Consider the following 18938-nt stretch of genomic DNA (forward strand, 5'->3'; position numbering starts at 1 on the left):
TTAAAATAAATGCTTTAAATACTTGTATTACTTGTATTACTTGTATTTATTTCGTATATTGTATTTAAATAAAAACAAAGACGATTATGGAAAATCAAACAGTTCAACATTTAAAGATCGGTTCGATTAAGACCGACCCCGGACAGCCGAGGAAAACTTTTTCAGAACAAGGGTTAAAGGAACTTGCGGAGAGCATTTCCGAATTTGGGGTATTACAGCCCATCACGGTTCGCAAAACGGGCAAGACCTTTACCATCGTAATGGGCGAACGCAGGTACAGGGCGTGTAAATTACTTGACCTAAAGACCATCCCCTGTATGGTCAGGGAATTGGAAAAGGATGCCATTTTGGAAATCCAGATCATCGAGAACCTACAGCGCAAGGACGTTGAACCAGTAGAGGAAGCCGAGGCGATAGCTATGCTAAAGACCAAATTTTCCCCCGAGGAAATTGCCACCCGTATCGGACGTAACAAAAAATTTGTTTACGGACGTATCAAGTTATCGGAGTTGATAGAGGGCTTCAAACATTATGTAAGGAGCAAGGAAATGACCCTATCACTGGCCATTGGTGTGGCCTCTTTTCCCGCAGAGGAACAGCAGATGATCTTGGAGGGCATGGGGGGAGATTTCAAGGAAAGGTATGTGCAGAACGCCATAAACCAACAGGCTTTCGATTTGGCAAAGGCACCCTTTGCACTTGACGACAAGAATTTGGTGCCAAAGGCAGGGGCGTGTACCCTTTGCCCGTTCAATTCGGCCAACCAGGGAAGCCTTTTTGGGGACGGTAAACAGATATGTACAAAATCAAGTTGTTATGCCACCAAAAAGACAAAAAACTTGCTCAACCTGATCGAGACGGTCAAAAAGGATGGACGGTTGTTGATCCCCAAGATCAACAAGTATGCTCTGGACAGCCAAGACAACCAGTTGTTCCTTTCCATATTGGGGGAGAATGGTCTGGAAATCCATTTGATGGGCGACATGGACATACTCAATGAGCCTGTTATGCCCACCGAGCAGTCCGTTCGTGATGAACACCATTGGAGGGAATTGACGGATGATGAAGTAAAAGAGGAACTTGAAGAACAGATGGAGTGTTATTCGGAAGAAGTCGAAACCTATACCAATGCTCCCGAAAATGGTTTCAACAAGGGAATCCTGATCGACCCCAAAACCTGTAATTGGGAGGAAGTCTATCTAAGGCATAAGGAAATTGCCAAAATTGAAACCAGTGCTGTTCCCATCGAAAAAAAGAAGATGGACGATTGTACGCCCACGGAGAAAATCCAAAAGATGAACGACAGGGAAATCCGTAAGAAACAAATCGAGAACAATAAACAGTTTGAGGAAGTGGTACGGATGGTAAGGGAATCGGAGTACCATAATTCTAAAAAGACATTGACCACTGATGAAATGGTTGCTTTTTGCTTGGTGTTGTTCGAGAACCATATAGGGTGGCACAACCAAGAAGAGTTCTTTAAGGGGTTCCTGGGGAAGTCCGGAAAAAAGGATGCGGCAGGAGTGGTCGAAGAGTTCAGGAAAAACTTCAAAAAGGAGGTATTCCACAAGTTGATACGGTTTGTAATGGCAAGGGAAGTCCACTTTGGGGAGCTGAACCACAAGAACAACAACGTGAACAGTTCCGTTTATACGGCAATCAGGCCCTTTTTGACCAAAGAGTTTGAAACCATTGAATCCGATTTTGAGCAAAAAAGAATCAAAAGGGAAAAGCGGTTGAATGAGCGTATCGCCGCTCTTGAAAAGGAGAACGAAATGCTAAAAAGCGCATAATACCCCCAAACATAGATTTTATGGCAACAATTGAATTTGAACAACGATTGAAAAAGGGAGAGAAAGGGTTAAGGGATGCCTTGGCCTCCCACATGGACAAAGGAACCAACTATGCCGATGTGAGGGACTTTATCCATGATGTGAGACAGATATTGATCAATCATGAGCTTTCCGAATTGTTCCAGACCGGGCATGGCCATAACCATGTTTGGATCAAAAGGGTTGGGGACAACGAACGATGGGCGATCATCATGGATTGATAGAAAAGGGACAGGTTCCCAAACGCAATGTTCGTTTTTGTTAAGGTTGGAGGTCCGCAGGCCATTGGTTTGCGGACTTTTTTATGCCCCCAAAAAAGGGCGGTTTATGGATGGCCGCCCTTTAAATAAAAACAAAGACTGGTTTAAACCGGTCCGCTCAAATATACTTCTAAATTGGGAGCCAAAAAATACAATAAATACAAGTATTTTAAGTATTAATTGTGTAACTTTGAATTATTGTACAACAAGTAATTATTGTGAAAGTTATATCCGTCATCAACAAAAAAGGAGGGTGCACCAAAACGACAACGTGCATCCACATGGCCGCGTACCTGGCCAAAAGGGGAAACAAGATTTTGCTCATTGACTTTGAGGCACAGCGTAATCTTTCTATCGGGTACGGAATCCCGGAGGATTACCCCTATACGGTTTTCGACATGTTGAATGGCAAAGCCGGTCTAAGGCTAAAGAACAAAAAAAGGAATCTGTACATCCTTGCAGGTTCCGATATGATCGATACCGAGGTGTACCCATTGGACATACTTAAGAAACGATTGGAGGTACTTGAGAAAATGTTCAAAAAGGAACATGATATCACTTTTGATTATGCCATAATCGATTGCTCCCCATCCGACCTTAAGAACAAGTATGCCAAAGGTAAGTTGCAGCCCAAGCTGAACCAGATTGCCCTTTATGCATCCGATGCCTTTATCGTTCCCTTGGTTCACGAAAAGTATGCCGTTGATGGTCTTGCCAACTTTATGTATGATGCGGCCGCATTTAAAAAGGAGTTCAACCCTTCCCTTAAGGTGGGCGGGGTTTTCTTCAACATCGTGGAAGAGAACACCAGACGGTTCAAAAAATACTATCTAGAGGTTCAGGATTCCGTTCCCGATGATTATTTTTTAAAAACATTTGTGCGCAAGGATGTACAAATAGCGGATGCAACGGACGAGGGGGAGAGTATTTTTGAGGTGGCCCCAAAATCAAGATCGGCCAAGGATTACAGTAAATTGTGTAGGGAAATATTGAACAAAATAAATTGATGGACATGAAAGACAAAAGTTTGCAAGGAGGGTTTGACGAGTTCGATGAAAACGAGGTTGCCCTTAAAATAAAAAAGCCAAAAAGGGTATCGTTCACGATTACCCATGATGCAGAGACCAAAGAACTGATGGATGACATCCAATGGCTCCAGCAGTATGTTGTTAAAAAAAGCCCGGTTTCCCAAGGGGATGTCATTTCGGAGGCTCTGGAGCTCTTGGCGGACAAGATCGGTTATGACAAGCTGAAAAAGGAATACGCGGAGGATCTGGCCAACGCAACTATTACGGCGGGCAGAAAGAGTAGGAGGTAACACCAATTTGAATCAAATCATTTAGTCATGGATATTCAGGACATTAAAAAAATGCCAGTGGCCAAGCGTATTTTGATCGCTCAGGACATTTGGGACTCTATCGAGGACAAAGATTCCATTGAGTTGAGCGATGAAACCAAAGCGGAACTTGATAACCGAATCGATTACCACAAGAGCGGTAAGGCCAAATATTATTCCCTGGAGGAATCGAGGGAACGAAACGCCAAGTTGAGGAATGACCTATAGATTCCAGATCCTTGAAGCCGCCGATCATGATATTGCCGAGGCCATTCTTCAATATGAGAAAGTCCGCAAGGGCCTATCGGTCGATTTTGAACTTTGCCTGGAGGAAGGATATGCCGATATATTGAACACGCCCCTTGGTTATCAGGTAAGGTACAGGGAGGTCAGGATAAAGTTTATCAGGCGTTTTCCCTATGGGATCCACTATATGGTCGAGGATGATATGATAACGGTAATCTCCGTTTTCCATCAATCCAGAAGCCCAAGGAAATGGTTTAAAAGATTAGGGGAAAAATAAATTTGCCATGGAACATCCGAACAAGGAACAAAGGGACAACCAAGCCAAAATGTTGGAGCAGCTCCCAAAGGAGCTAAGGGAAGAACACGCCCAAATCTTTCGGTTAGGTAACGCTGCTTACATATACCATTCGTTGGCCAGTGAAGAACTTGAACCTACGGAGGAAGATTTTGAAGAGTGGCTGGAGGGCCTTCCGGATAATGTTGGCACCGATATGAAGGCGAGGGGATTTGAAGAGTGCCGGGGCATATTCTCGTTCACCAGGTATGTGATGGAGAAGAACGATATCGGGATGGATGAATGGATGGAGCAAAACCTTTCCGAAGAGGATTATCGGGCCTATTCCGAAATGCACAGGAAAATGAAAGAACGCAATTCATAAATTGGGAAAAAGAGTCAGGACATATCCGGAAATCCAGACGGGACAGCTTTGGAGCGTGAATGGGCAGGTCTATGAACTGGTCGATATGCGGGTAACCGCTGTGGAGTCGCCCACTAAGTTTTTGACCACAGTATTTTTCAGGAGCAAAGATCCAAACAGTGAAAATCCTTTTTTTGAGGAAAAGGTCAAAACGGTACTTTCCGATCCAATTTTCAAAAGGCACATATTTGGCGGCAGAAGGGAACTGGAGGAATGGCTGCAAGATGTGCCGGGAGGGGTCAGTACAAGGCTCTATAACATCCTTCGCGGGCTATGTAAAAAGGAGTTCAACGGTATGGCGGACGATGTTTCCCCCTTTGAGCTCACCAAGGAAGGATTCTTGGCCCTAGATGGCGCGGGCAAAAAATCTTGGGAAGAATTTGAGAGGGCCAAAAAAGTGCACCAAAATGAAAACCCGAAAAAGCGAAAATTCTAAATAATATGGAAAAGCGCACCCAAGAGGAAGAGGATTTTTATCAGGCCAAAAGGATCTTTGCCAGTGCTGTTTGCACGATCCTTGAAAAAGACGGGGTCCAATCGGCCAAAAGAGAGTTGGAAAAAGCGTTCGACGATACCACCTTGGGACATTTCCCGAACGAATTGACCAAGGACGGCATTTATGATACGATCATCAACTTGGAACGTTCGGAGATTGTTTACAGGGACGAAAAATATAACAAATCATGGGCATGAAAAACTTAAAATACTTGGTACTTATCGGGTGGGTTTTGATCTTGTTCTCTGGTTTGGTAGGGCTGTTGAACATAACCGGCATTCCATTTATAAACGAGATTTGGAAATCGGGCGTTGTCGTTCTATTGGCCGGAATTACTTGGAAGTTGTACAACAAGAAAAAATAGGGTCTTAAAATCCTATACTAAAACAAGAAATGAATAATAGTGGCCGTGGAAAAAACGATTGACATCCAAGTTACTTTGTCAATGAACAGTTACCAAATGCTTTCTGATGCCGGGCAAAAGGAAAAGCAGTATGGCAGGTCGGCAAAAGAAGTATTAATCGTTTTTTGGGAACAACACGGCCAGTTACTGAATATCAATGACCGAATCAGTTTCTTGGATGATGTAGATGGGCTTCAAGTATTTTGTCTAATAAGGGAGCGCACCTTTTTGATTGGAGTTGGTGGGGTGCCGGACATGGTTTTGTTCAATTTGGAGGGGGCTGTATTGCCCGAGGACGAGCTTCCAGATTTGTAAGAACACCGGAAGAAACCGCCTTACAGTTTCAAAGGCGAAAAGGGGATATCGGGTACGAAACTGTAAGATTCCGGGCCATTTTAAGGCGTTCTAAGGGACGGAAAAAACGTAAATGACTGTAGGGTAGGGGAATAGGGAGTTATATAACGGGTATTATGTTCAATAGAACAGGGGAAAGCCCCTTTAAGATAATGAAAATTTAAACCGATTCAAAGCATGAACACGCTCGTAACAAAAATGGAGAAAAAGAAAGCAGACCTGTTCATGGAGTGCCTGCAAGCCTATAGGGAGAACAAGTTTTTTGAGACGGACATCGAGGCCGTGTTCCTATTGTACGATTCAAGCGGAGGCGAGTGCCAAATCGAGCTGACTTCCTCAAAGGACATCGTAGGCGAGGTCTTCACCATCGGGGAGCATATGGACATAAGATTTGAAAAATTAGATTGAACTGCCCAGAAGCGGGAGTTAAAACACAAAGTGAGAGCATGGCAGAAAAGGAAAAAGACGGGCTGATAGCCTGGGAAAACCTGATAATTGCAGGTGGCGGTCTTTTGGACGTTGGGAACAAGATAAACGAAGCCAAAAAATCCGATAGACTATATGGAAAGTACAGGGGCAAACACGGCAAATGGATCTACTGGACCAAGGTTAAAATCCAAGCCTTGCCCGATGGCCACAGGAAACATTTTGTGGAAAATGAAAAATAATCCTAACAGGGAATGACAAAAAAACAGGAGAAAGAGCATGAGGACGAAATTCGAGCACTGAATTCCATTTTATTGGAAATGAAAGACCATGCAAATGCTCTGGGCCATGAGCGAGACAGATGGAGAGAGCTGGCCATTGTCCTGATGAAGAAACTGGGCATACCCTATTCGGAGGAAGAGGAGCCCGAAAACCTAATCGATAAACTTTAAATTTTGATAATGGGAAACATCATCGAAATGACAAGGGAGTGGATCCAGATGAACGATTATGAAAGAAGGGTCATAGCCCTATCCCACGCAAATGGTTTCACCAATAACGGTATTACCGTTACCGAATCCCACATGATGCGTTTACTGGACCTTGGCCAGCCCAAGTGTGTTTTTGGCTACGACGGCGAACAACTTAAGTATTCAAGGATCCACAAGGACAGCACCGAGGTAATGAGGGTAATCACCAACAACTATCTTATTGATCCCGGAATTGATGGAATAGAGGATTTTGAACTAATCGACGATGAATGATGGTAGATGTATTTGTGAAGGGAAGCACGATGGAGGAACCGGCGGCATCCGGGGAAATTGTTTTTGATGATGTGAAAGCCTTTAAGCTCCACACTTCGGATATTTTATTTGAAAAGGATAAATTCTATTACAGGACCAGATTATGAAAGTACAGGACAGGCCAACCACAATCTATGTTAGGGACATAGACGAATCAACCTCCAAAAACTTTTCCAGGCTTAAAAAGCGTTACGCCTCCAATTCCAATACAGAGGTAGTCAAGAGGCTCATAAACGATTTTGAGGGCAAAGAAGAAGATTTGACCGAATGTAAGACCATGATTGCCGAACAAAAGGAAAAAATTGAACGTATGCAGCGAATCATCATGGATTTTCAGGAATCCCGCAATGCCTTGTTGAATTTTATGCCATGACCATGTTCGCATCGATTTTCCGGAACCGCTGCTGCAGGATCCTACTCCAGTTTATTTATGTTCGCATAAATTACCAATTTGGAATTGGCCACAGCTCATTTAAATTCGCATAAATGGCATACACCAGATATAGGGCCATCGTAAAAGTTCTTTGTCAGGAATGCCAGGCAAACGTAAACGCTAAACGCAGGATAGATACCGATTGCCGTCGGTGCCGTTTCCTGAAATACAACAATGTCAACAAGTTGATGAAGTTTACAAAATTCCTTCACTCGGATTTCCCCAATTGGGCATGGTTCAACATCTACGAGTACAAAAAGGGAGAGCCGGGGAGAAAGCTGGCCAGTTACCAAAAGGGAAAGAACGAGCCCACAGACGATCAGATATAAAAAAAGGGACAACCCGGGGGGGGCATCCCATTTCTTGAATCAAACTCGCGTTTGCTTCTTTCATTTCAAAGATAAATAATTCAGGCAACACTCCTTTGCTTTTTTGACCTTTTTCATCCGCAATCGGTTAGATAAGGATTATTCATTCTATATAGGGGTAGTGACCTCATAGCTACGAAAAGTATCAATTCAGCTCATAAGCCCCATAAATACAAGGGTTGGTAATTTAGCATAATCCTTAAATTGTCAAAAAGTCAAAAATGGAAGACAATTTAAGCACAAACTGGTTTATAAGTTACGACGAAGCAGAACTACTTAAAAACAAGAGATACCCACATAAACTGGCATTTGCACTGCAGTTAAAGAATTATTCGGAAACCGGTGCCTTCATATCGAAAGAAAAGGACATAAGATCTGATTTGATCGATCATCTCTGTACCCAATTACATACGAATCCATCGATTTTGAAAGATTATAATTGGATGTCAAGTACGGCCAAAAGGCACCGTTCAGAGATTCTGATGTTCTTAAAAATTGGACGTCCAGGCGCAGTCGACCAACAAGAATTGAGATTTTTGATGTGCGACCAATTGTTCCCGACAGGCATCCAAAAGGAAGAGGCGAACGATCTTGCCAAAAAATGGTATTTCGAGAAAAGGTTAAAGTGTCCTCCGGAAAATGCCCTTTACAGAGAAATAGCGTCTGCCTTTGCCGACTTTGAAAATAAGCTGTTCACCCATGTTGCCTCACTTTTGGGAAGAGGAACGACTGAACTGTTCGACCGCTGCCTTAGAAGTGAACCACATGAAAATGGTTCGTTCACCTGGATTCGTTCCGACCCTGGCCGTACCAGTCTAGCTACCATTCTCAGCGAACTGGACAAATTGTCGTTTATCGAGGACTGCGGATTGCCCGCAAAAGAAATCGGCGGGATACATCCCAAGATTCGGGAAAGGCTTTACAAAAGGATAGCCTCCGAGTCGGCCTGGGAAATAAGGCGGCACCCACCATACATAAGGGATACCTTGATGTGCATCTTTCTTTATGTCAGAAGGCAGAAAATCATCGATGACCTTGTGGACCTGTTCATCCTCCTAGTGGGAAAGCTATCAAAGAAGGCGAAAAAGAAAGTGGAGACCGTATTGGTAAAGGAAATGAAACGGGTCTATGGCAAGACGACACTTTTGGCACGAATTGCTAAGGCATCATTGAAAGACCCTAAAGGCACCATCACCAAAGTAATATTTCCAATTGCCAGCAAAGCGAAACTCTCCGATATCGTCAAAGAGCACAAATATTCCGGAAAGGGTTTTAAAAATGAGATACACAACTTGGTGCGTTCCAGTTATTCCTCCCACTATCGGAGAATGGTGCCACAGATATTGGGCAGTCTGACCTTTAGGTCAAATAATGATTCACACGCGCCCATCTTGGATGCCATCGACTGGCTCATGGAGAACCCAGTACACAACTCAAAGTTTTCTCTTGCCGATGGTTCGGTTCCCACATCGGATATTATCAGGCCCAGTTTTATAAAACTTATCAAAGGGATGGGCAAAGGTGATATGGACCGAGTGGATTATGAAATAGCCGTCCTCGAAGCTTTGAGAAAACGACTTCGGTGCAAGGAGATATGGGTGGAAGGGGCGGATAAATACCGTAATCCCGATGAGGACGTTCCCATGGATTTCAATATTAACAGGAAATTCTACTATGACCGGTTGGGCGTTGAGAACGACCCGGCAGAGTTTACTAGCGGACTGAAGGAAGAAATGGAGACCGCATTGAGAATGTTGAACGAGAACCTGCCATCCAACAAATATGTAAGGTTAAGGCAGTCGGGAGTTAAGAATATCGTACTCTCTCCCTCGGATCCTCTCATGGATCCACCTAATATAAGTGCGCTCAAGGGAGAGGTCCAATCCAAATGGCCAATGACCTCCCTTTTGGATATACTTCGCGAGGCGGACAGTTGGTCCAGCTTTACAAAATCGTTCAAAAGTGTGAGGACTTCGGAACGGTTGTCGCCCGAACAGCTCAGGAAAAGGTTGCTTTTGGTGCTCTACGGCCTTGGAACCAATATGGGGCTCAATCGTCTGGCATCGGGCAACCAAGTCAGTTACAAGGAGCTCCGCCATGTCAAGAACGCCTATATCCATAAGGATTCCCTGCGTAGGGCGATCAGGGAAGTCGCCAATGGGACATTCTTGGTCAAGGACACCAAACTTTGGGGCGAGGCCACCACCTCATGTGCCTCGGATTCAAAGAAGTTTGGTTCTTGGGACCAGAACCTGATGACGGAATGGCACATAAGGTACGGGGGAAAAGGTGTAATGATCTATTGGCATGTCGACACCCGCTCAACCTGTATCTATTCCCAACTGAAGAAATGCTCCTCCTCTGAGGTGGCAAATATGATAGAGGGGGTGCTCAAGCACTGTACCGATATGAAGGTTGAAAAACAGTTTGTGGACACCCATGGCCAGAGCGAGGTCGCCTTTGCCTTTTGCAGGCTATTGGGGTTTGAGCTGATGCCAAGGTTGAAGAGCATCGCCTCACAGAAACTTTACCTTCCGGATATTTCCCTAAAGAAAGAGCTCAAAAACCTTTTGCCCATACTAAATAGGGGCATTAAATGGGAAATCATAGAAAGGCAATATGATGAAATGGTAAAATACACCGCCGCCCTGGAACAGGGAACGGCCGACCCCGAATCGATTTTGAAAAGGTTCACTAGGGGAAACGAAAGCCATCCGATCTACAGGGCCCTTCAGGAATTGGGGAAGGCCGTGAAAACGATATTCCTTTGCCGTTACTTGGCCGATGAAAATGTTCGGAGGGAAATACACGGGGGCCTGAACGTGATAGAGAATTGGAACTCTGCGAACGGTTTCATCTTTTTCGGAAAAAGTGGAGAGGTTTCATCGAACCGTTTGGAAGAGCAGGAACTGTCGGTACTGGCATTACATCTGCTCCAGAACTGCCTGGTCTATGTCAATACACTTATGATACAACGTGTGGTGGCCGAAAACGGATGGATGGAAAGATTTGACAAGGAAGATTATCGTGCATTGAGCCCATTGATACATGCCCATGTGAACCCCTATGGAAAGTTTGAGTTGGATATGGACAAAAACCTTGGACTTGCTGTATAGGTCGATTATCTCTGTGCCAAAAAAGGTTCGTTTTATGACACTACAACGGTCTCGGCTATGAGTAGTTGCGTGGTTTAGCAATTTACTTAGCAAGTACACACCAAACTGAAAATCCGCGAGGATTTTCAGAAGTAGGCGGGAACAAGCAATTACTTATAGCCTTTGTTGGCATTTCGTATTTTATTTTTTTCGTTTATAATGTCTCTGCGATATTTGATTCAGAAATGTTTTTGTTCCAATCAGTTCGAAATTCAGTTCGTTGGGTAATTCTCCAAATAGAGAAGAGCCACCACCTAATAAAATCGGAATAGTTGTAAGAACCATTTCATCAATCAAGTCTTCTTTTAAAAAATTCCTGATTGTTGTTCCGCCATCTATGTATAATCTTCCATATCCTTTTCCGTGAATTCGCTCTAAAATTTCCGTTAGAGTTCCATTTACTAAAAAGGCTTTGTCTTTATGAGATTCAGGTATTTCTTTCAGTTTGTTACTCAACACAAAAACAGGTTTGTTATATGGCCAGGGAACGTCAAATCCGATTACAGTTTCGAATGTTGTTCGCCCCATAACGAGAGCGTCAATTCCATTGTTGAATTCCACATATCCCATATCATTATTGTCTGGATTTGGAACAGAGTGCAACCAATCGACTCCACCATTTTTGTCCGCTATAAATCCGTCCAAACTTGTTGCGATAAATACGCTATTCTTTTTATTCATTCTTCTTTCGTGTTTTTGTCAATATGAATGCCAACGGTTCTCAGCTATACGCAGGCAGGGATTTTTACCACTAAGCTACCTACGAAGAACTGAACTTTAAATTTACCACTTTCCTGTCTTACGAAGCACGAAACCCCTGCTTGCGTATAGGTGATGTTATGCGGTCGGCTTTCATTTTCTCTTCTTTCTCGTTAATTTGTCAAGCAAAGTTACTAAATTTGCAGTCAAGCAATTTCAATTTTTGAATTATGTATTTCAGCAGACCTTGGACTTCTATCTAAGTGATAGGCAGTCCTGAAAATTCCAATCTCTTTTAGGTCAAGACAATCAGTCTATGGGTTTCGTGTGCCGACTTTTTTGTAAAGGCGTTACGTTGTCATAGTTGCTCTGTCGGGTAATACTGTCTATTCACTTCTCCACGATTTGAATTCAAGTATTCACCTGTAAGAAGTTACTAATGACAAAAAAGAAATTGCCCGTTCGTTTTACGGGTCAGCACTTTACTATTGATAAAGTGCTAATACAAAATGCAATAAAACAAGCAAATATAAGCAGTCAAGATACAGTTTTAGATATTGGAGCAGGCAAAGGGGTTCTTACTGTTCATTTATTAAAAATCGCGAACAATGTCGTAGCTATTGAAAACGACACAGCTTTGGTTGAACATTTACGAAAATTATTTTCTGATGCCCGAAATGTTCAAGTTGTCGGTTGTGATTTTAGGAATTTTGCAGTTCCGAAATTTCCTTTCAAAGTGGTGTCAAATATTCCTTATGGCATTACTTCCGATATTTTCAAAATCCTGATGTTTGAGAGTCTTGAAAATTTTCTGGGAGGTTCCATTGTCCTTCAGTTAGAACCTACACAAAAGTTATTTTCGAGGAAGCTTTACAATCCATATACCGTTTTCTATCATACTTTTTTTGATTTGAAACTTGTCTATGAGGTAGGTCCTGAAAGTTTCTTGCCACCGCCAACTGTCAAGTCAGCCCTGTTAAACATTAAAAGAAAACAGTTATTTTTTGATTTTAAGTTTAAAGACAAATACTTAGCATTTATTTCCTGTCTGTTACAGAAACCTGATTTATCTGTAAAAACAGCTTTAAAGTCGATTTTCAGGAAAAATCAGGTCAGGTCAATTTCGGAAAAGTTCGGAATAAACCTTAACTCCCAAATTGTCTATTTGTCGCCAAGTCAATGGGTAAACTGTTTTTTGGAAATGCTGGAAGTTGTCCCTGAAAAATTTCATCCTTCGTAGTTCAAAGTCGGGTGGTTGTCAAGATGATTTTTCTGGTTTGGTGTCGTCTTTTAAGCTGCCGCATAACTACTGGATATCCGGAAAGTTCCGCATAACCATATTGATGTTGGATAAAAATAGTACTTTTTCACTATAAATCGATATCTTCATATTATTATGTCATTGCCTGATTTTGTGAAAATATTGGAGGTTAAGCGGTATAGCAGGAACACTATAGAGAGTTACTCTTCCATCGTAAAGATGGCGACTCAATTTTTTGAAAAGCCACTGAACAAGATTGATGAAACCGAACTTCACAGGTACTTCTATCATATGGTACACACCAAGAAAGTATCCTATTCCTACCAGAAACAGGTAGCGATGGCCTTGAAGCTGTATTACAGAGAAATTTTCGGTCAGAACATTAACTTGGAATATCTATTTCCGAGTAGAAAGCCAAATAAGCTCCCCGTAGTCATCGCAAGAAAGGAAGTTCTTAAAATCATTGAAAAAGCCAACAACATCAAGCATAAGAGCATGATAGCCGTGGTCTACAGTGCAGGCTTAAGGGTAGGCGAGTTGATTGCACTTGAAATCAAGGATATAGATTCATCCAGAATGGTGATACATATTAAATCAGGAAAGGGCAACAAGGACAGGATAGTACCCTTATCTGAAAAAACCTTGTCAATGCTTCGTGAGTACTATAAAGAATATACGCCCAAACGATACCTATTTGAAGGCCAAAAGGGAGACAGGTATTCTTCGTCAAGTTTCAACAAGCTTCTCCAGGCTGCTGCCAAAAGGGCGAGAATAAATAAAAACATCACCGCGCATACCTTGAGGCACAGTTACGCAACGCACCTATTGGAAAATGGTACCGATATTAGAATCATCCAAAAACTTTTAGGGCACAATTCCATTAAGACGACCATGATTTATACCCAAGTTACTGAACCTACTTTGTTGAATGTGACAAGTCCTTTTGATGATTGAACCGCTCCATAAATTGGCCGTTTTACGGCACAGTTGAATCCGCGTCAAAAAACATTCGTTCACAGTTCCATTTGTCGTTCTTTTTAGTAGTTTCGTTATATAACCTTTTACGGAACCAAATATGACGGTCGGATATGCCAGGGTGTCCACACCCGAACAAAAGTTGGAAGCTCAGATTGCCTTGCTCGAAAAAGAGGGTTGCGAGAAAATCTATACCGATATCGCCAGCGGTACAAGAGATGATAGAAAGGGCCTGAACGAGATGCTCAAATACATGAGGAAGGGGGACACCATTCTTACCTACAAAAACGATCGTGTTTTCCGTTCCCTGAGAAACATGGTGGAACTCATAGACCGCTTCAACGAGGCCGGGGTACACTTCAAAAGTCTGAGCGAACCGGAATTCGATACGACTTCGGCAAATGGGAAATTTCTTCTACAAATCTTTGCTGCGGTTGCGGAATTCGAGAGAAACCTAATCAGTGAACGTACCAAAGTGGGACTGGACAATGCCAGAAAACGAAACAAGCTTTTGGGCAGGCCCAAGGGTGCAAAAGTGGAAACAATTGAAAAGTACCACTACGCCAAACATCTTTATGAGAACCAAGGGGTCTCAATCGATAATGCATGCAAGCGGGCAAAATTGGGAAAGACCTCTTTCTATAGAGTGGAAAAATCACTAATGGCGGATTCAACCGTTAAACCCTGAACCGATCTATGCCGTACCTATCGTCACTTAGCGTTATAGCGGAACGGACCCATCCGTTTCCCTACGATGTCAGTGCTATCAAGTTTGCAAAGGATATCGATGTGTCCGCACCAGTCACATTTATTATAGGGGACAATGGAACGGGGAAGTCCACTTTACTTGAAACATTGGCACTTCGTTTACAACTCCCACATATGGACGGGTTCGGATATGGCAAGAATTGTTTCAAGGCGGCCCGTTCGCTGACACCTTATCTGCAATTGAACTGGAAAATTGAGAGGCCAAGGGGATTTTTCTTCAGGGCAGAGGACTTTGGTGATCTCTTGAACAGTATCGATAGGGAGGATGCCAGGCTCCACGAGTCGTTCAAGGATATCTATGGTGAAGTTCCGGACCGTATCATCCAGGAAATGAAGGATAACCAAAACTATCAGATTTATAAAATGCGGCAGAACTACGGCCAAGACCTTCAGGGGTTTTCACATGGGGAAGCTTATCTGAAAATAATGGACGATACCATAAATGGAAGTGGGATATTCCTGCTGGATGAACCCGAAGCAGCATTGTCCCCATCAAAACAGTTGTCATTGCTCTATTTCATCCAAGCACACTTAAAGGCCCATATGTCCCAATTTATCATTGCCACGCATTCACCCATGCTTATGGCGTATCCCGGAGCAAATATTTATGAGGTGACGGACAAAGGAATGAACAAGGTATCATTGGAGGAAACGGAGCACTATACCATTACCAGGTCGTTCTTACAAAGTCCGGAAAGCTATCTGAGGTTTTTGAAATAACATATCCTAAATTTGATTTATGGAATACGAAATTATTTATGAGAAGAGCAGCGATGGTTGGAGTGCCTATGTACCGGAACTTCCCGGGTGTACTTCCGCTGGTGCCGATAGAGCTGAAATCGAGAATAATATCAAGGAAGCCATTGAATTGCATTTGGAACTCCTTCACGGACAAGAACACTGAAAAGAGCTTACCGTGGTTGTTCCAATAAACAAAATAGGAATCTCATTATCGCATAAACATAAAATAGAACACTTGGGCAGTACGTTCAATAAACCCTATTGCACATTACATCCATATAGACCAATAAATAAAACTGGGGAATTTAATTAATCGATAAACACCAGTGTTTTCGGTATTTCCGAGCAAAGTTTTCCGTTTATGCAGCTATGTGGTCATCGGGCGGTTTCAGCCGCTATGCGTTCACTCCCAAATCAAAGTTTATATTGGTTTCTCCTATATTTTTTCCAGTTACGGGTACGTTTTGAAAATTTTGAGTTAGTGGTCTCTATTCCATGGGGGAAACAGAACCAACAACCACCCATCTTACGGTAGTTGTCAATCCTTGAAATGCGGATATTGGATATCTTTTTAGGAAAATCAATGTGTCCCTCTTGGGTAAGACCAAAGGCTTTTATAAATCGCTTTGAATGTTTCACGATTTCAATGTTTTAAGTGAATACTTAGAACATTGAGCCTTTTAAGAAAATGGAAAGAAACATAATCGGTTTATTTCCGTAAAGATAGTCCATTAACCGTTTTGCGCCCAAGTCGTTTTAAAAGCCATGAAATGGTAGTGTAATCCCGAAACGGGCTAGCGTCCGTAAAAAATTGTATTATAATAAATTAGGTAATTTAATTGGGCATTTTGTTCAATTTTGGGACGATGTCAAAGCGGAAAGCCAATGTTTTCAATGCCTCCGAGCTATATTGACACTTTTCGCAGCTATGAGGTCACTAGGCCATATACAATGCTATTGCCGTTCATCGAATTGTAGGAATTTTATTTGTGTTGATGCCGATTACCCTTTAGTTTAGGACCACCTAAAAGGAATTACAATCCTTTTGATGAATTGGAAAATCCCTTGATTTATTGAAAATACAGCAGCTTGCCATCCCGTAACCGGAAAAACTCATTTATAATATAAATGGATTCATTCACACCGGGTCAGATGGCGGGGGCGGGCTGCTTTTTTTCCTTGCTTCAGATCTTAATTTTTTTAAAAGGTAGGTCAGGGCCATTATGCTTCTATGCAATTTTCCACGTTTTATGAAATCGCTGGACCTTGTTTCGGCCTTTTTCTTGATAAGCCCATCCCTGAGCTCTTCAATTGAATTTTCTCTGTAAAGATCCGCAGTTATCAGTTTTGAGCGGACCTCCTTAATCATATCACCGTTTGGCCTGAAAAAGAGCATATTAATCATAGTTTCAAATTTATGACCTTCCAGCATTATTTCATTTATGAGGAGATATATTTTCGATGAATCGTACCTTGCTTTTTTGACCTTTTTCATCCGCAATCGGTTAGATAAGGTTGTTACGCTGGATATGGTCCAGGTGTCCGCAATCCGTTAGAATACGCATAAACAAAGGGGTTGTAGGGGTTTATGTAATCCGCAATCAGTTAGAATTGTGGTGTAGGGGAGGGCGGTTTTTGTCCGCAATCAGTTAGTTATGGACTTATTTTCCCTTGATTTGGACATATTTTTAAAATTTTAACGGCCCAGAGAGAATCTACATTTCTACACAAATCCTCCGCAATCCGTTAGAATACGCATAAACAAAGGGGTTGCAGGGGTTTATGTAATCCGCAGTCGGTTAGAATTGAATGAACTGAAAAAAAGGTCGTCCGCAAAGTGTTTGAATAGTAATAGGTGTCCGCAATAGGTTAGTCTATTCCGAATCCTTTTTGAAGATGTGCTCGTAATTGTCCAGGATAACCTTACTTACTGCATTGGGAAGATCATGCATCTTTTCAAAATTATCCTTGATGTCAAAGAAATGGGTATTTATGAGTGTTTTAAGGAAGCTGAACTGATATTTGTTCATAAGGCCCACCAAGCGGCTCTTATCCTCTTTAGAAAGCGTAAAATTAGCCTCAAATAAAGAAAATATCTCTTCTATCCTTTCCACATTATGACGAACCGGCGCTTTGTTGTTGGTCTTATAGAACTTGAACGTAAAGCCAACGATTTTCCTGCCCTTTTTTATTTCGGAATAATTGAAGCTCACATCTGCAATCTCGTCCAACATCTTTTTTGCCGGCTCGATAATCTTTTGCTTGAATGCACTCGATGTATTCTTTTGGTAGAGATTGTCCGGTATTTCGAGCTCATTTCTGAACTGTTGCAAGGAGTGGACGGTCCTGCCGCCCATGTCGAACCACTGGCGGATGTAATAATAGAATTTGATATTGTAGGTTCCCTGGAGGTTGAAGCTGCTCTCGGCGAGGTATTCGGTATATCCTTTGCTCAGGTCGGTCAAAAAGCCGTAAAATCCGGCATCAAGGTTCAATTTGACGTGCGAACGGCTCAATGTCCATTCGGGCTTTTCGATAACCCCAACCAGCTTCACGGTCTCCTCTTCTTTGCCGTCCACTTCCATTTTGCTTGATATGGGCAGGGTTTTTTCCCTTAGCCCGGCCAGGGTAGTATCAAGCCTTTCCTTTGCGTTGTCTGTATCGAGCATCAAGTCGCGGTAATGGAATTGTAACGAGATATTGCCATTTAAATCAATCTGGGGGCTGTAATCGATTTCTTGGTGTACCTTTATCCTTTGCAGGACCCTAACTAGGACACGGTTCTCTCCAGCAGAAAAATTGAACTTGACAAAATTGGCCGTCAGTTGATATGGCTGCCTTACCACATCAGGAAGTTTGATTTTTTTGTTGGTATCCCTGTCAACAATTATAGCCATATCCGCAATCGGTTAGTTTAAAGTAACCAAATATATGATTTTAAGTTAGAGTTCCATCCGCATTCAGTTAGATAATGTCCGCAATCGGTTAGAGTTCCATCCGCAATCGGTTAGAATAAAACTTTGTCAGCCCCTATAAAACAAGGCAAAATCGCGGTGCTGTAATTTAGTCTTTAATCCTGACTATTCTATTTAGTATTTCTATTATGAAAAAAGCAATTTTGATATATCCTGTTAACTTGTTAATAAGGTTTCAAAAAAGGCATAATTTTCAAAAAAAATTCCGCCTTTTTTTCATAAAAATACTTTGCTCCGCAAAATGAAAATGGTATTTTGAAAAAGGTCAAAAAGCATCCGCAATCGGTTAGAGAACGATAGAAAAAATCTATCGCACCTGTATTATTTTACCATTTGCCAAAAGCCATTTTAAGTTAAAAAATTCCCTTAAAAATCCAACCATTTTTATTCGGGCCTTTGGATTTAGAAAATCGAAAAAGTTTGAATAATGATGAAAGGTTTTGCAATGCAAAATGTTTGAAATTTACTTCGTGTGAATTTCATCGAAATATGATCTTGATTTTTGGAATGCAATGGAAAAAGTCAGTTTTTTGAATTTCGGAACGTAGTGGAGAAACAAAAAAGCAAGCAGTAATCACGCAGAGCGAGATTAATGCTTGGTAATTTCCTGATAAACAGAAAATTACAAAAATAAATTAGTAAAAAAATTACTAAATAATTAGTAAAATATTGTAATAATACCCTATGAGACCCTATTATATAAGGAAAG

The 18938-nt window shown here is 42.0% G+C and carries 27 protein-coding genes; 24 read left to right on the top strand and 3 right to left on the bottom strand.

Annotated elements, in window-relative coordinates; translation table 11 throughout:
* Positions 1–86 precede the first annotated feature (86 nt).
* From MJO53_RS16615 to MJO53_RS16705, 19 genes are all read left to right on the top strand, one after another.
* Entirely contained in the window at positions 87–1793 is a 1707-nt protein-coding gene (locus MJO53_RS16615) for a ParB/RepB/Spo0J family partition protein (RefSeq protein WP_252081257.1), read from the top strand.
* Between the two features lie 20 nt (positions 1794–1813).
* Positions 1814–2053 (top strand): hypothetical protein, encoded by a 240-nt coding sequence (locus MJO53_RS16620; RefSeq protein WP_093980749.1) that lies wholly within the window; start codon positions 1814–1816, stop codon positions 2051–2053.
* A 257-nt stretch (positions 2054–2310) separates the two neighbouring features.
* Positions 2311–3099: a ParA family protein gene (locus tag MJO53_RS16625; protein WP_157731016.1), complete on the top strand. Its 789-nt coding sequence runs from the start codon at positions 2311–2313 to the stop codon at positions 3097–3099.
* A 5-nt stretch (positions 3100–3104) separates the two neighbouring features.
* Positions 3105–3410 carry a hypothetical protein gene (locus MJO53_RS16630; RefSeq protein ID WP_157731014.1) on the top strand — a complete coding sequence of 102 codons (306 nt, stop codon included), beginning with the start codon at positions 3105–3107 and terminating at the stop codon, positions 3408–3410.
* A gap of 27 nt (positions 3411–3437) precedes the next feature.
* Positions 3438–3656, top strand: a complete 219-nt coding sequence (locus tag MJO53_RS16635; protein ID WP_093980746.1) for an addiction module protein — start codon at positions 3438–3440, stop codon at positions 3654–3656.
* A complete protein-coding gene (locus MJO53_RS16640; protein WP_093980745.1) occupies positions 3646–3951 on the top strand; it encodes a type II toxin-antitoxin system RelE/ParE family toxin in 306 nt (101 codons plus the stop codon). Before MJO53_RS16635 ends, MJO53_RS16640 begins: the two co-directional genes overlap by 11 nt.
* 7 nt (positions 3952–3958) lie before the next feature.
* Complete coding sequence (locus tag MJO53_RS16645; RefSeq protein ID WP_093980744.1) at positions 3959–4333, top strand: hypothetical protein; 375 nt, start codon at positions 3959–3961, stop codon at positions 4331–4333.
* 1 nt (position 4334) lies between these two features.
* Positions 4335–4808 carry a hypothetical protein gene (locus tag MJO53_RS16650; protein ID WP_157731012.1) on the top strand — a complete coding sequence of 158 codons (474 nt, stop codon included), beginning with the start codon at positions 4335–4337 and terminating at the stop codon, positions 4806–4808.
* 5 nt (positions 4809–4813) lie between these two features.
* The gene (locus MJO53_RS16655; RefSeq protein WP_093980742.1) at positions 4814–5065 is read left to right on the top strand and encodes a hypothetical protein; all 252 of its coding nucleotides are present in this window, start codon (positions 4814–4816) and stop codon (positions 5063–5065) included.
* On the top strand, positions 5062–5232 hold the full coding sequence (locus MJO53_RS16660) for a hypothetical protein (protein ID WP_157731010.1): 171 nt from the start codon (positions 5062–5064) through the stop codon (positions 5230–5232). Before MJO53_RS16655 ends, MJO53_RS16660 begins: the two co-directional genes overlap by 4 nt.
* A gap of 81 nt (positions 5233–5313) precedes the next feature.
* The gene (locus MJO53_RS16665; protein WP_093980741.1) at positions 5314–5586 is read left to right on the top strand and encodes a hypothetical protein; all 273 of its coding nucleotides are present in this window, start codon (positions 5314–5316) and stop codon (positions 5584–5586) included.
* Positions 5587–5802: 216 nt separating this feature from the next.
* Entirely contained in the window at positions 5803–6033 is a 231-nt protein-coding gene (locus tag MJO53_RS16670; RefSeq protein WP_093980740.1) for a hypothetical protein, read from the top strand.
* 38 nt (positions 6034–6071) lie between these two features.
* Positions 6072–6293 carry a hypothetical protein gene (locus tag MJO53_RS16675; RefSeq protein WP_157731008.1) on the top strand — a complete coding sequence of 74 codons (222 nt, stop codon included), beginning with the start codon at positions 6072–6074 and terminating at the stop codon, positions 6291–6293.
* 12 nt (positions 6294–6305) lie between these two features.
* The gene (locus MJO53_RS16680) at positions 6306–6503 is read left to right on the top strand and encodes a hypothetical protein (protein WP_093980738.1); all 198 of its coding nucleotides are present in this window, start codon (positions 6306–6308) and stop codon (positions 6501–6503) included.
* A 9-nt stretch (positions 6504–6512) separates the two neighbouring features.
* Positions 6513–6815, top strand: a complete 303-nt coding sequence (locus tag MJO53_RS16685; RefSeq protein ID WP_093980737.1) for a hypothetical protein — start codon at positions 6513–6515, stop codon at positions 6813–6815.
* The gene (locus tag MJO53_RS16690) at positions 6812–6961 is read left to right on the top strand and encodes a hypothetical protein (protein WP_157731006.1); all 150 of its coding nucleotides are present in this window, start codon (positions 6812–6814) and stop codon (positions 6959–6961) included. Before MJO53_RS16685 ends, MJO53_RS16690 begins: the two co-directional genes overlap by 4 nt.
* Positions 6958–7227 carry a hypothetical protein gene (locus tag MJO53_RS16695; protein WP_093980736.1) on the top strand — a complete coding sequence of 90 codons (270 nt, stop codon included), beginning with the start codon at positions 6958–6960 and terminating at the stop codon, positions 7225–7227. The genes MJO53_RS16690 and MJO53_RS16695 overlap by 4 nt, the downstream gene beginning before the upstream one ends.
* A gap of 113 nt (positions 7228–7340) precedes the next feature.
* A complete protein-coding gene (locus MJO53_RS16700) occupies positions 7341–7616 on the top strand; it encodes a hypothetical protein (RefSeq protein ID WP_093980735.1) in 276 nt (91 codons plus the stop codon).
* A 260-nt stretch (positions 7617–7876) separates the two neighbouring features.
* Positions 7877–10771: a Tn3 family transposase gene (locus MJO53_RS16705; RefSeq protein WP_116183696.1), complete on the top strand. Its 2895-nt coding sequence runs from the start codon at positions 7877–7879 to the stop codon at positions 10769–10771.
* A 180-nt stretch (positions 10772–10951) separates the two neighbouring features.
* Here MJO53_RS16705 and MJO53_RS16710 read toward each other — a convergent pair whose 3' ends face one another.
* A complete protein-coding gene (locus tag MJO53_RS16710) occupies positions 10952–11491 on the bottom strand; it encodes a dihydrofolate reductase family protein (protein WP_252081258.1) in 540 nt (179 codons plus the stop codon).
* A 457-nt stretch (positions 11492–11948) separates the two neighbouring features.
* Between MJO53_RS16710 and erm(F) the strand changes: the two genes are divergently transcribed.
* From erm(F) to MJO53_RS16735, 5 genes are all read left to right on the top strand, one after another.
* Complete coding sequence (gene erm(F) / locus MJO53_RS16715; RefSeq protein WP_252081259.1) at positions 11949–12749, top strand: 23S rRNA (adenine(2058)-N(6))-methyltransferase Erm(F); 801 nt, start codon at positions 11949–11951, stop codon at positions 12747–12749.
* Positions 12750–12905: 156 nt separating this feature from the next.
* A complete protein-coding gene (gene xerA / locus MJO53_RS16720) occupies positions 12906–13724 on the top strand; it encodes a site-specific tyrosine recombinase/integron integrase (protein WP_136567480.1) in 819 nt (272 codons plus the stop codon).
* Positions 13725–13845: 121 nt separating this feature from the next.
* Positions 13846–14433, top strand: coding sequence for a recombinase family protein (locus MJO53_RS16725; RefSeq protein WP_093980791.1), 588 nt, complete (start codon positions 13846–13848; stop codon positions 14431–14433).
* A gap of 8 nt (positions 14434–14441) precedes the next feature.
* A complete protein-coding gene (locus MJO53_RS16730; protein ID WP_093980790.1) occupies positions 14442–15233 on the top strand; it encodes an AAA family ATPase in 792 nt (263 codons plus the stop codon).
* A 19-nt stretch (positions 15234–15252) separates the two neighbouring features.
* Complete coding sequence (locus MJO53_RS16735; protein WP_093980789.1) at positions 15253–15417, top strand: type II toxin-antitoxin system HicB family antitoxin; 165 nt, start codon at positions 15253–15255, stop codon at positions 15415–15417.
* Between the two features lie 975 nt (positions 15418–16392).
* Here MJO53_RS16735 and MJO53_RS16740 read toward each other — a convergent pair.
* Positions 16393–16749, bottom strand: a complete 357-nt coding sequence (locus tag MJO53_RS16740; protein WP_093980787.1) for a hypothetical protein — start codon at positions 16747–16749, stop codon at positions 16393–16395.
* 379 nt (positions 16750–17128) lie between these two features.
* Positions 17129–18151: a replication initiation protein gene (locus MJO53_RS16745; protein ID WP_093980786.1), complete on the bottom strand. Its 1023-nt coding sequence runs from the start codon at positions 18149–18151 to the stop codon at positions 17129–17131.
* Positions 18152–18938 lie beyond the last annotated feature (787 nt).

The organism is Flagellimonas marinaquae, assembly GCF_023716465.1.
Classification (GTDB): domain Bacteria; phylum Bacteroidota; class Bacteroidia; order Flavobacteriales; family Flavobacteriaceae; genus Flagellimonas; species Flagellimonas alginolytica.

Excerpts from the sequence above, each read along its gene's own strand:
- MJO53_RS16615 (WP_252081257.1), top strand. The coding sequence starts at position 87 with ATGGAAAATCAAACAGTTCAACATTTAAAGATCGGTTCGATTAAGACC.
- MJO53_RS16620 (WP_093980749.1), top strand. The coding sequence starts at position 1,814 with ATGGCAACAATTGAATTTGAACAACGATTGAAAAAGGGAGAGAAAGGG.
- MJO53_RS16630 (WP_157731014.1), top strand. The coding sequence starts at position 3,105 with ATGAAAGACAAAAGTTTGCAAGGAGGGTTTGACGAGTTCGATGAAAAC.
- MJO53_RS16635 (WP_093980746.1), top strand. The coding sequence starts at position 3,438 with ATGGATATTCAGGACATTAAAAAAATGCCAGTGGCCAAGCGTATTTTG.
- MJO53_RS16640 (WP_093980745.1), top strand. The coding sequence starts at position 3,646 with ATGACCTATAGATTCCAGATCCTTGAAGCCGCCGATCATGATATTGCC.
- MJO53_RS16645 (WP_093980744.1), top strand. The coding sequence starts at position 3,959 with ATGGAACATCCGAACAAGGAACAAAGGGACAACCAAGCCAAAATGTTG.
- MJO53_RS16655 (WP_093980742.1), top strand. The coding sequence starts at position 4,814 with ATGGAAAAGCGCACCCAAGAGGAAGAGGATTTTTATCAGGCCAAAAGG.
- MJO53_RS16660 (WP_157731010.1), top strand. The coding sequence starts at position 5,062 with ATGAAAAACTTAAAATACTTGGTACTTATCGGGTGGGTTTTGATCTTG.
- MJO53_RS16665 (WP_093980741.1), top strand. The coding sequence starts at position 5,314 with ATGAACAGTTACCAAATGCTTTCTGATGCCGGGCAAAAGGAAAAGCAG.
- MJO53_RS16670 (WP_093980740.1), top strand. The coding sequence starts at position 5,803 with ATGAACACGCTCGTAACAAAAATGGAGAAAAAGAAAGCAGACCTGTTC.
- MJO53_RS16675 (WP_157731008.1), top strand. The coding sequence starts at position 6,072 with ATGGCAGAAAAGGAAAAAGACGGGCTGATAGCCTGGGAAAACCTGATA.
- MJO53_RS16680 (WP_093980738.1), top strand. The coding sequence starts at position 6,306 with ATGACAAAAAAACAGGAGAAAGAGCATGAGGACGAAATTCGAGCACTG.
- MJO53_RS16685 (WP_093980737.1), top strand. The coding sequence starts at position 6,513 with ATGGGAAACATCATCGAAATGACAAGGGAGTGGATCCAGATGAACGAT.
- MJO53_RS16690 (WP_157731006.1), top strand. The coding sequence starts at position 6,812 with ATGATGGTAGATGTATTTGTGAAGGGAAGCACGATGGAGGAACCGGCG.
- MJO53_RS16695 (WP_093980736.1), top strand. The coding sequence starts at position 6,958 with ATGAAAGTACAGGACAGGCCAACCACAATCTATGTTAGGGACATAGAC.
- MJO53_RS16700 (WP_093980735.1), top strand. The coding sequence starts at position 7,341 with ATGGCATACACCAGATATAGGGCCATCGTAAAAGTTCTTTGTCAGGAA.
- MJO53_RS16705 (WP_116183696.1), top strand. The coding sequence starts at position 7,877 with ATGGAAGACAATTTAAGCACAAACTGGTTTATAAGTTACGACGAAGCA.
- MJO53_RS16710 (WP_252081258.1), bottom strand. The coding sequence starts at position 11,491 with ATGAATAAAAAGAATAGCGTATTTATCGCAACAAGTTTGGACGGATTT.
- xerA (WP_136567480.1), top strand. The coding sequence starts at position 12,906 with ATGTCATTGCCTGATTTTGTGAAAATATTGGAGGTTAAGCGGTATAGC.
- MJO53_RS16725 (WP_093980791.1), top strand. The coding sequence starts at position 13,846 with ATGACGGTCGGATATGCCAGGGTGTCCACACCCGAACAAAAGTTGGAA.
- MJO53_RS16730 (WP_093980790.1), top strand. The coding sequence starts at position 14,442 with ATGCCGTACCTATCGTCACTTAGCGTTATAGCGGAACGGACCCATCCG.
- MJO53_RS16735 (WP_093980789.1), top strand. The coding sequence starts at position 15,253 with ATGGAATACGAAATTATTTATGAGAAGAGCAGCGATGGTTGGAGTGCC.
- MJO53_RS16740 (WP_093980787.1), bottom strand. The coding sequence starts at position 16,749 with ATGAAAAAGGTCAAAAAAGCAAGGTACGATTCATCGAAAATATATCTC.
- MJO53_RS16745 (WP_093980786.1), bottom strand. The coding sequence starts at position 18,151 with ATGGCTATAATTGTTGACAGGGATACCAACAAAAAAATCAAACTTCCT.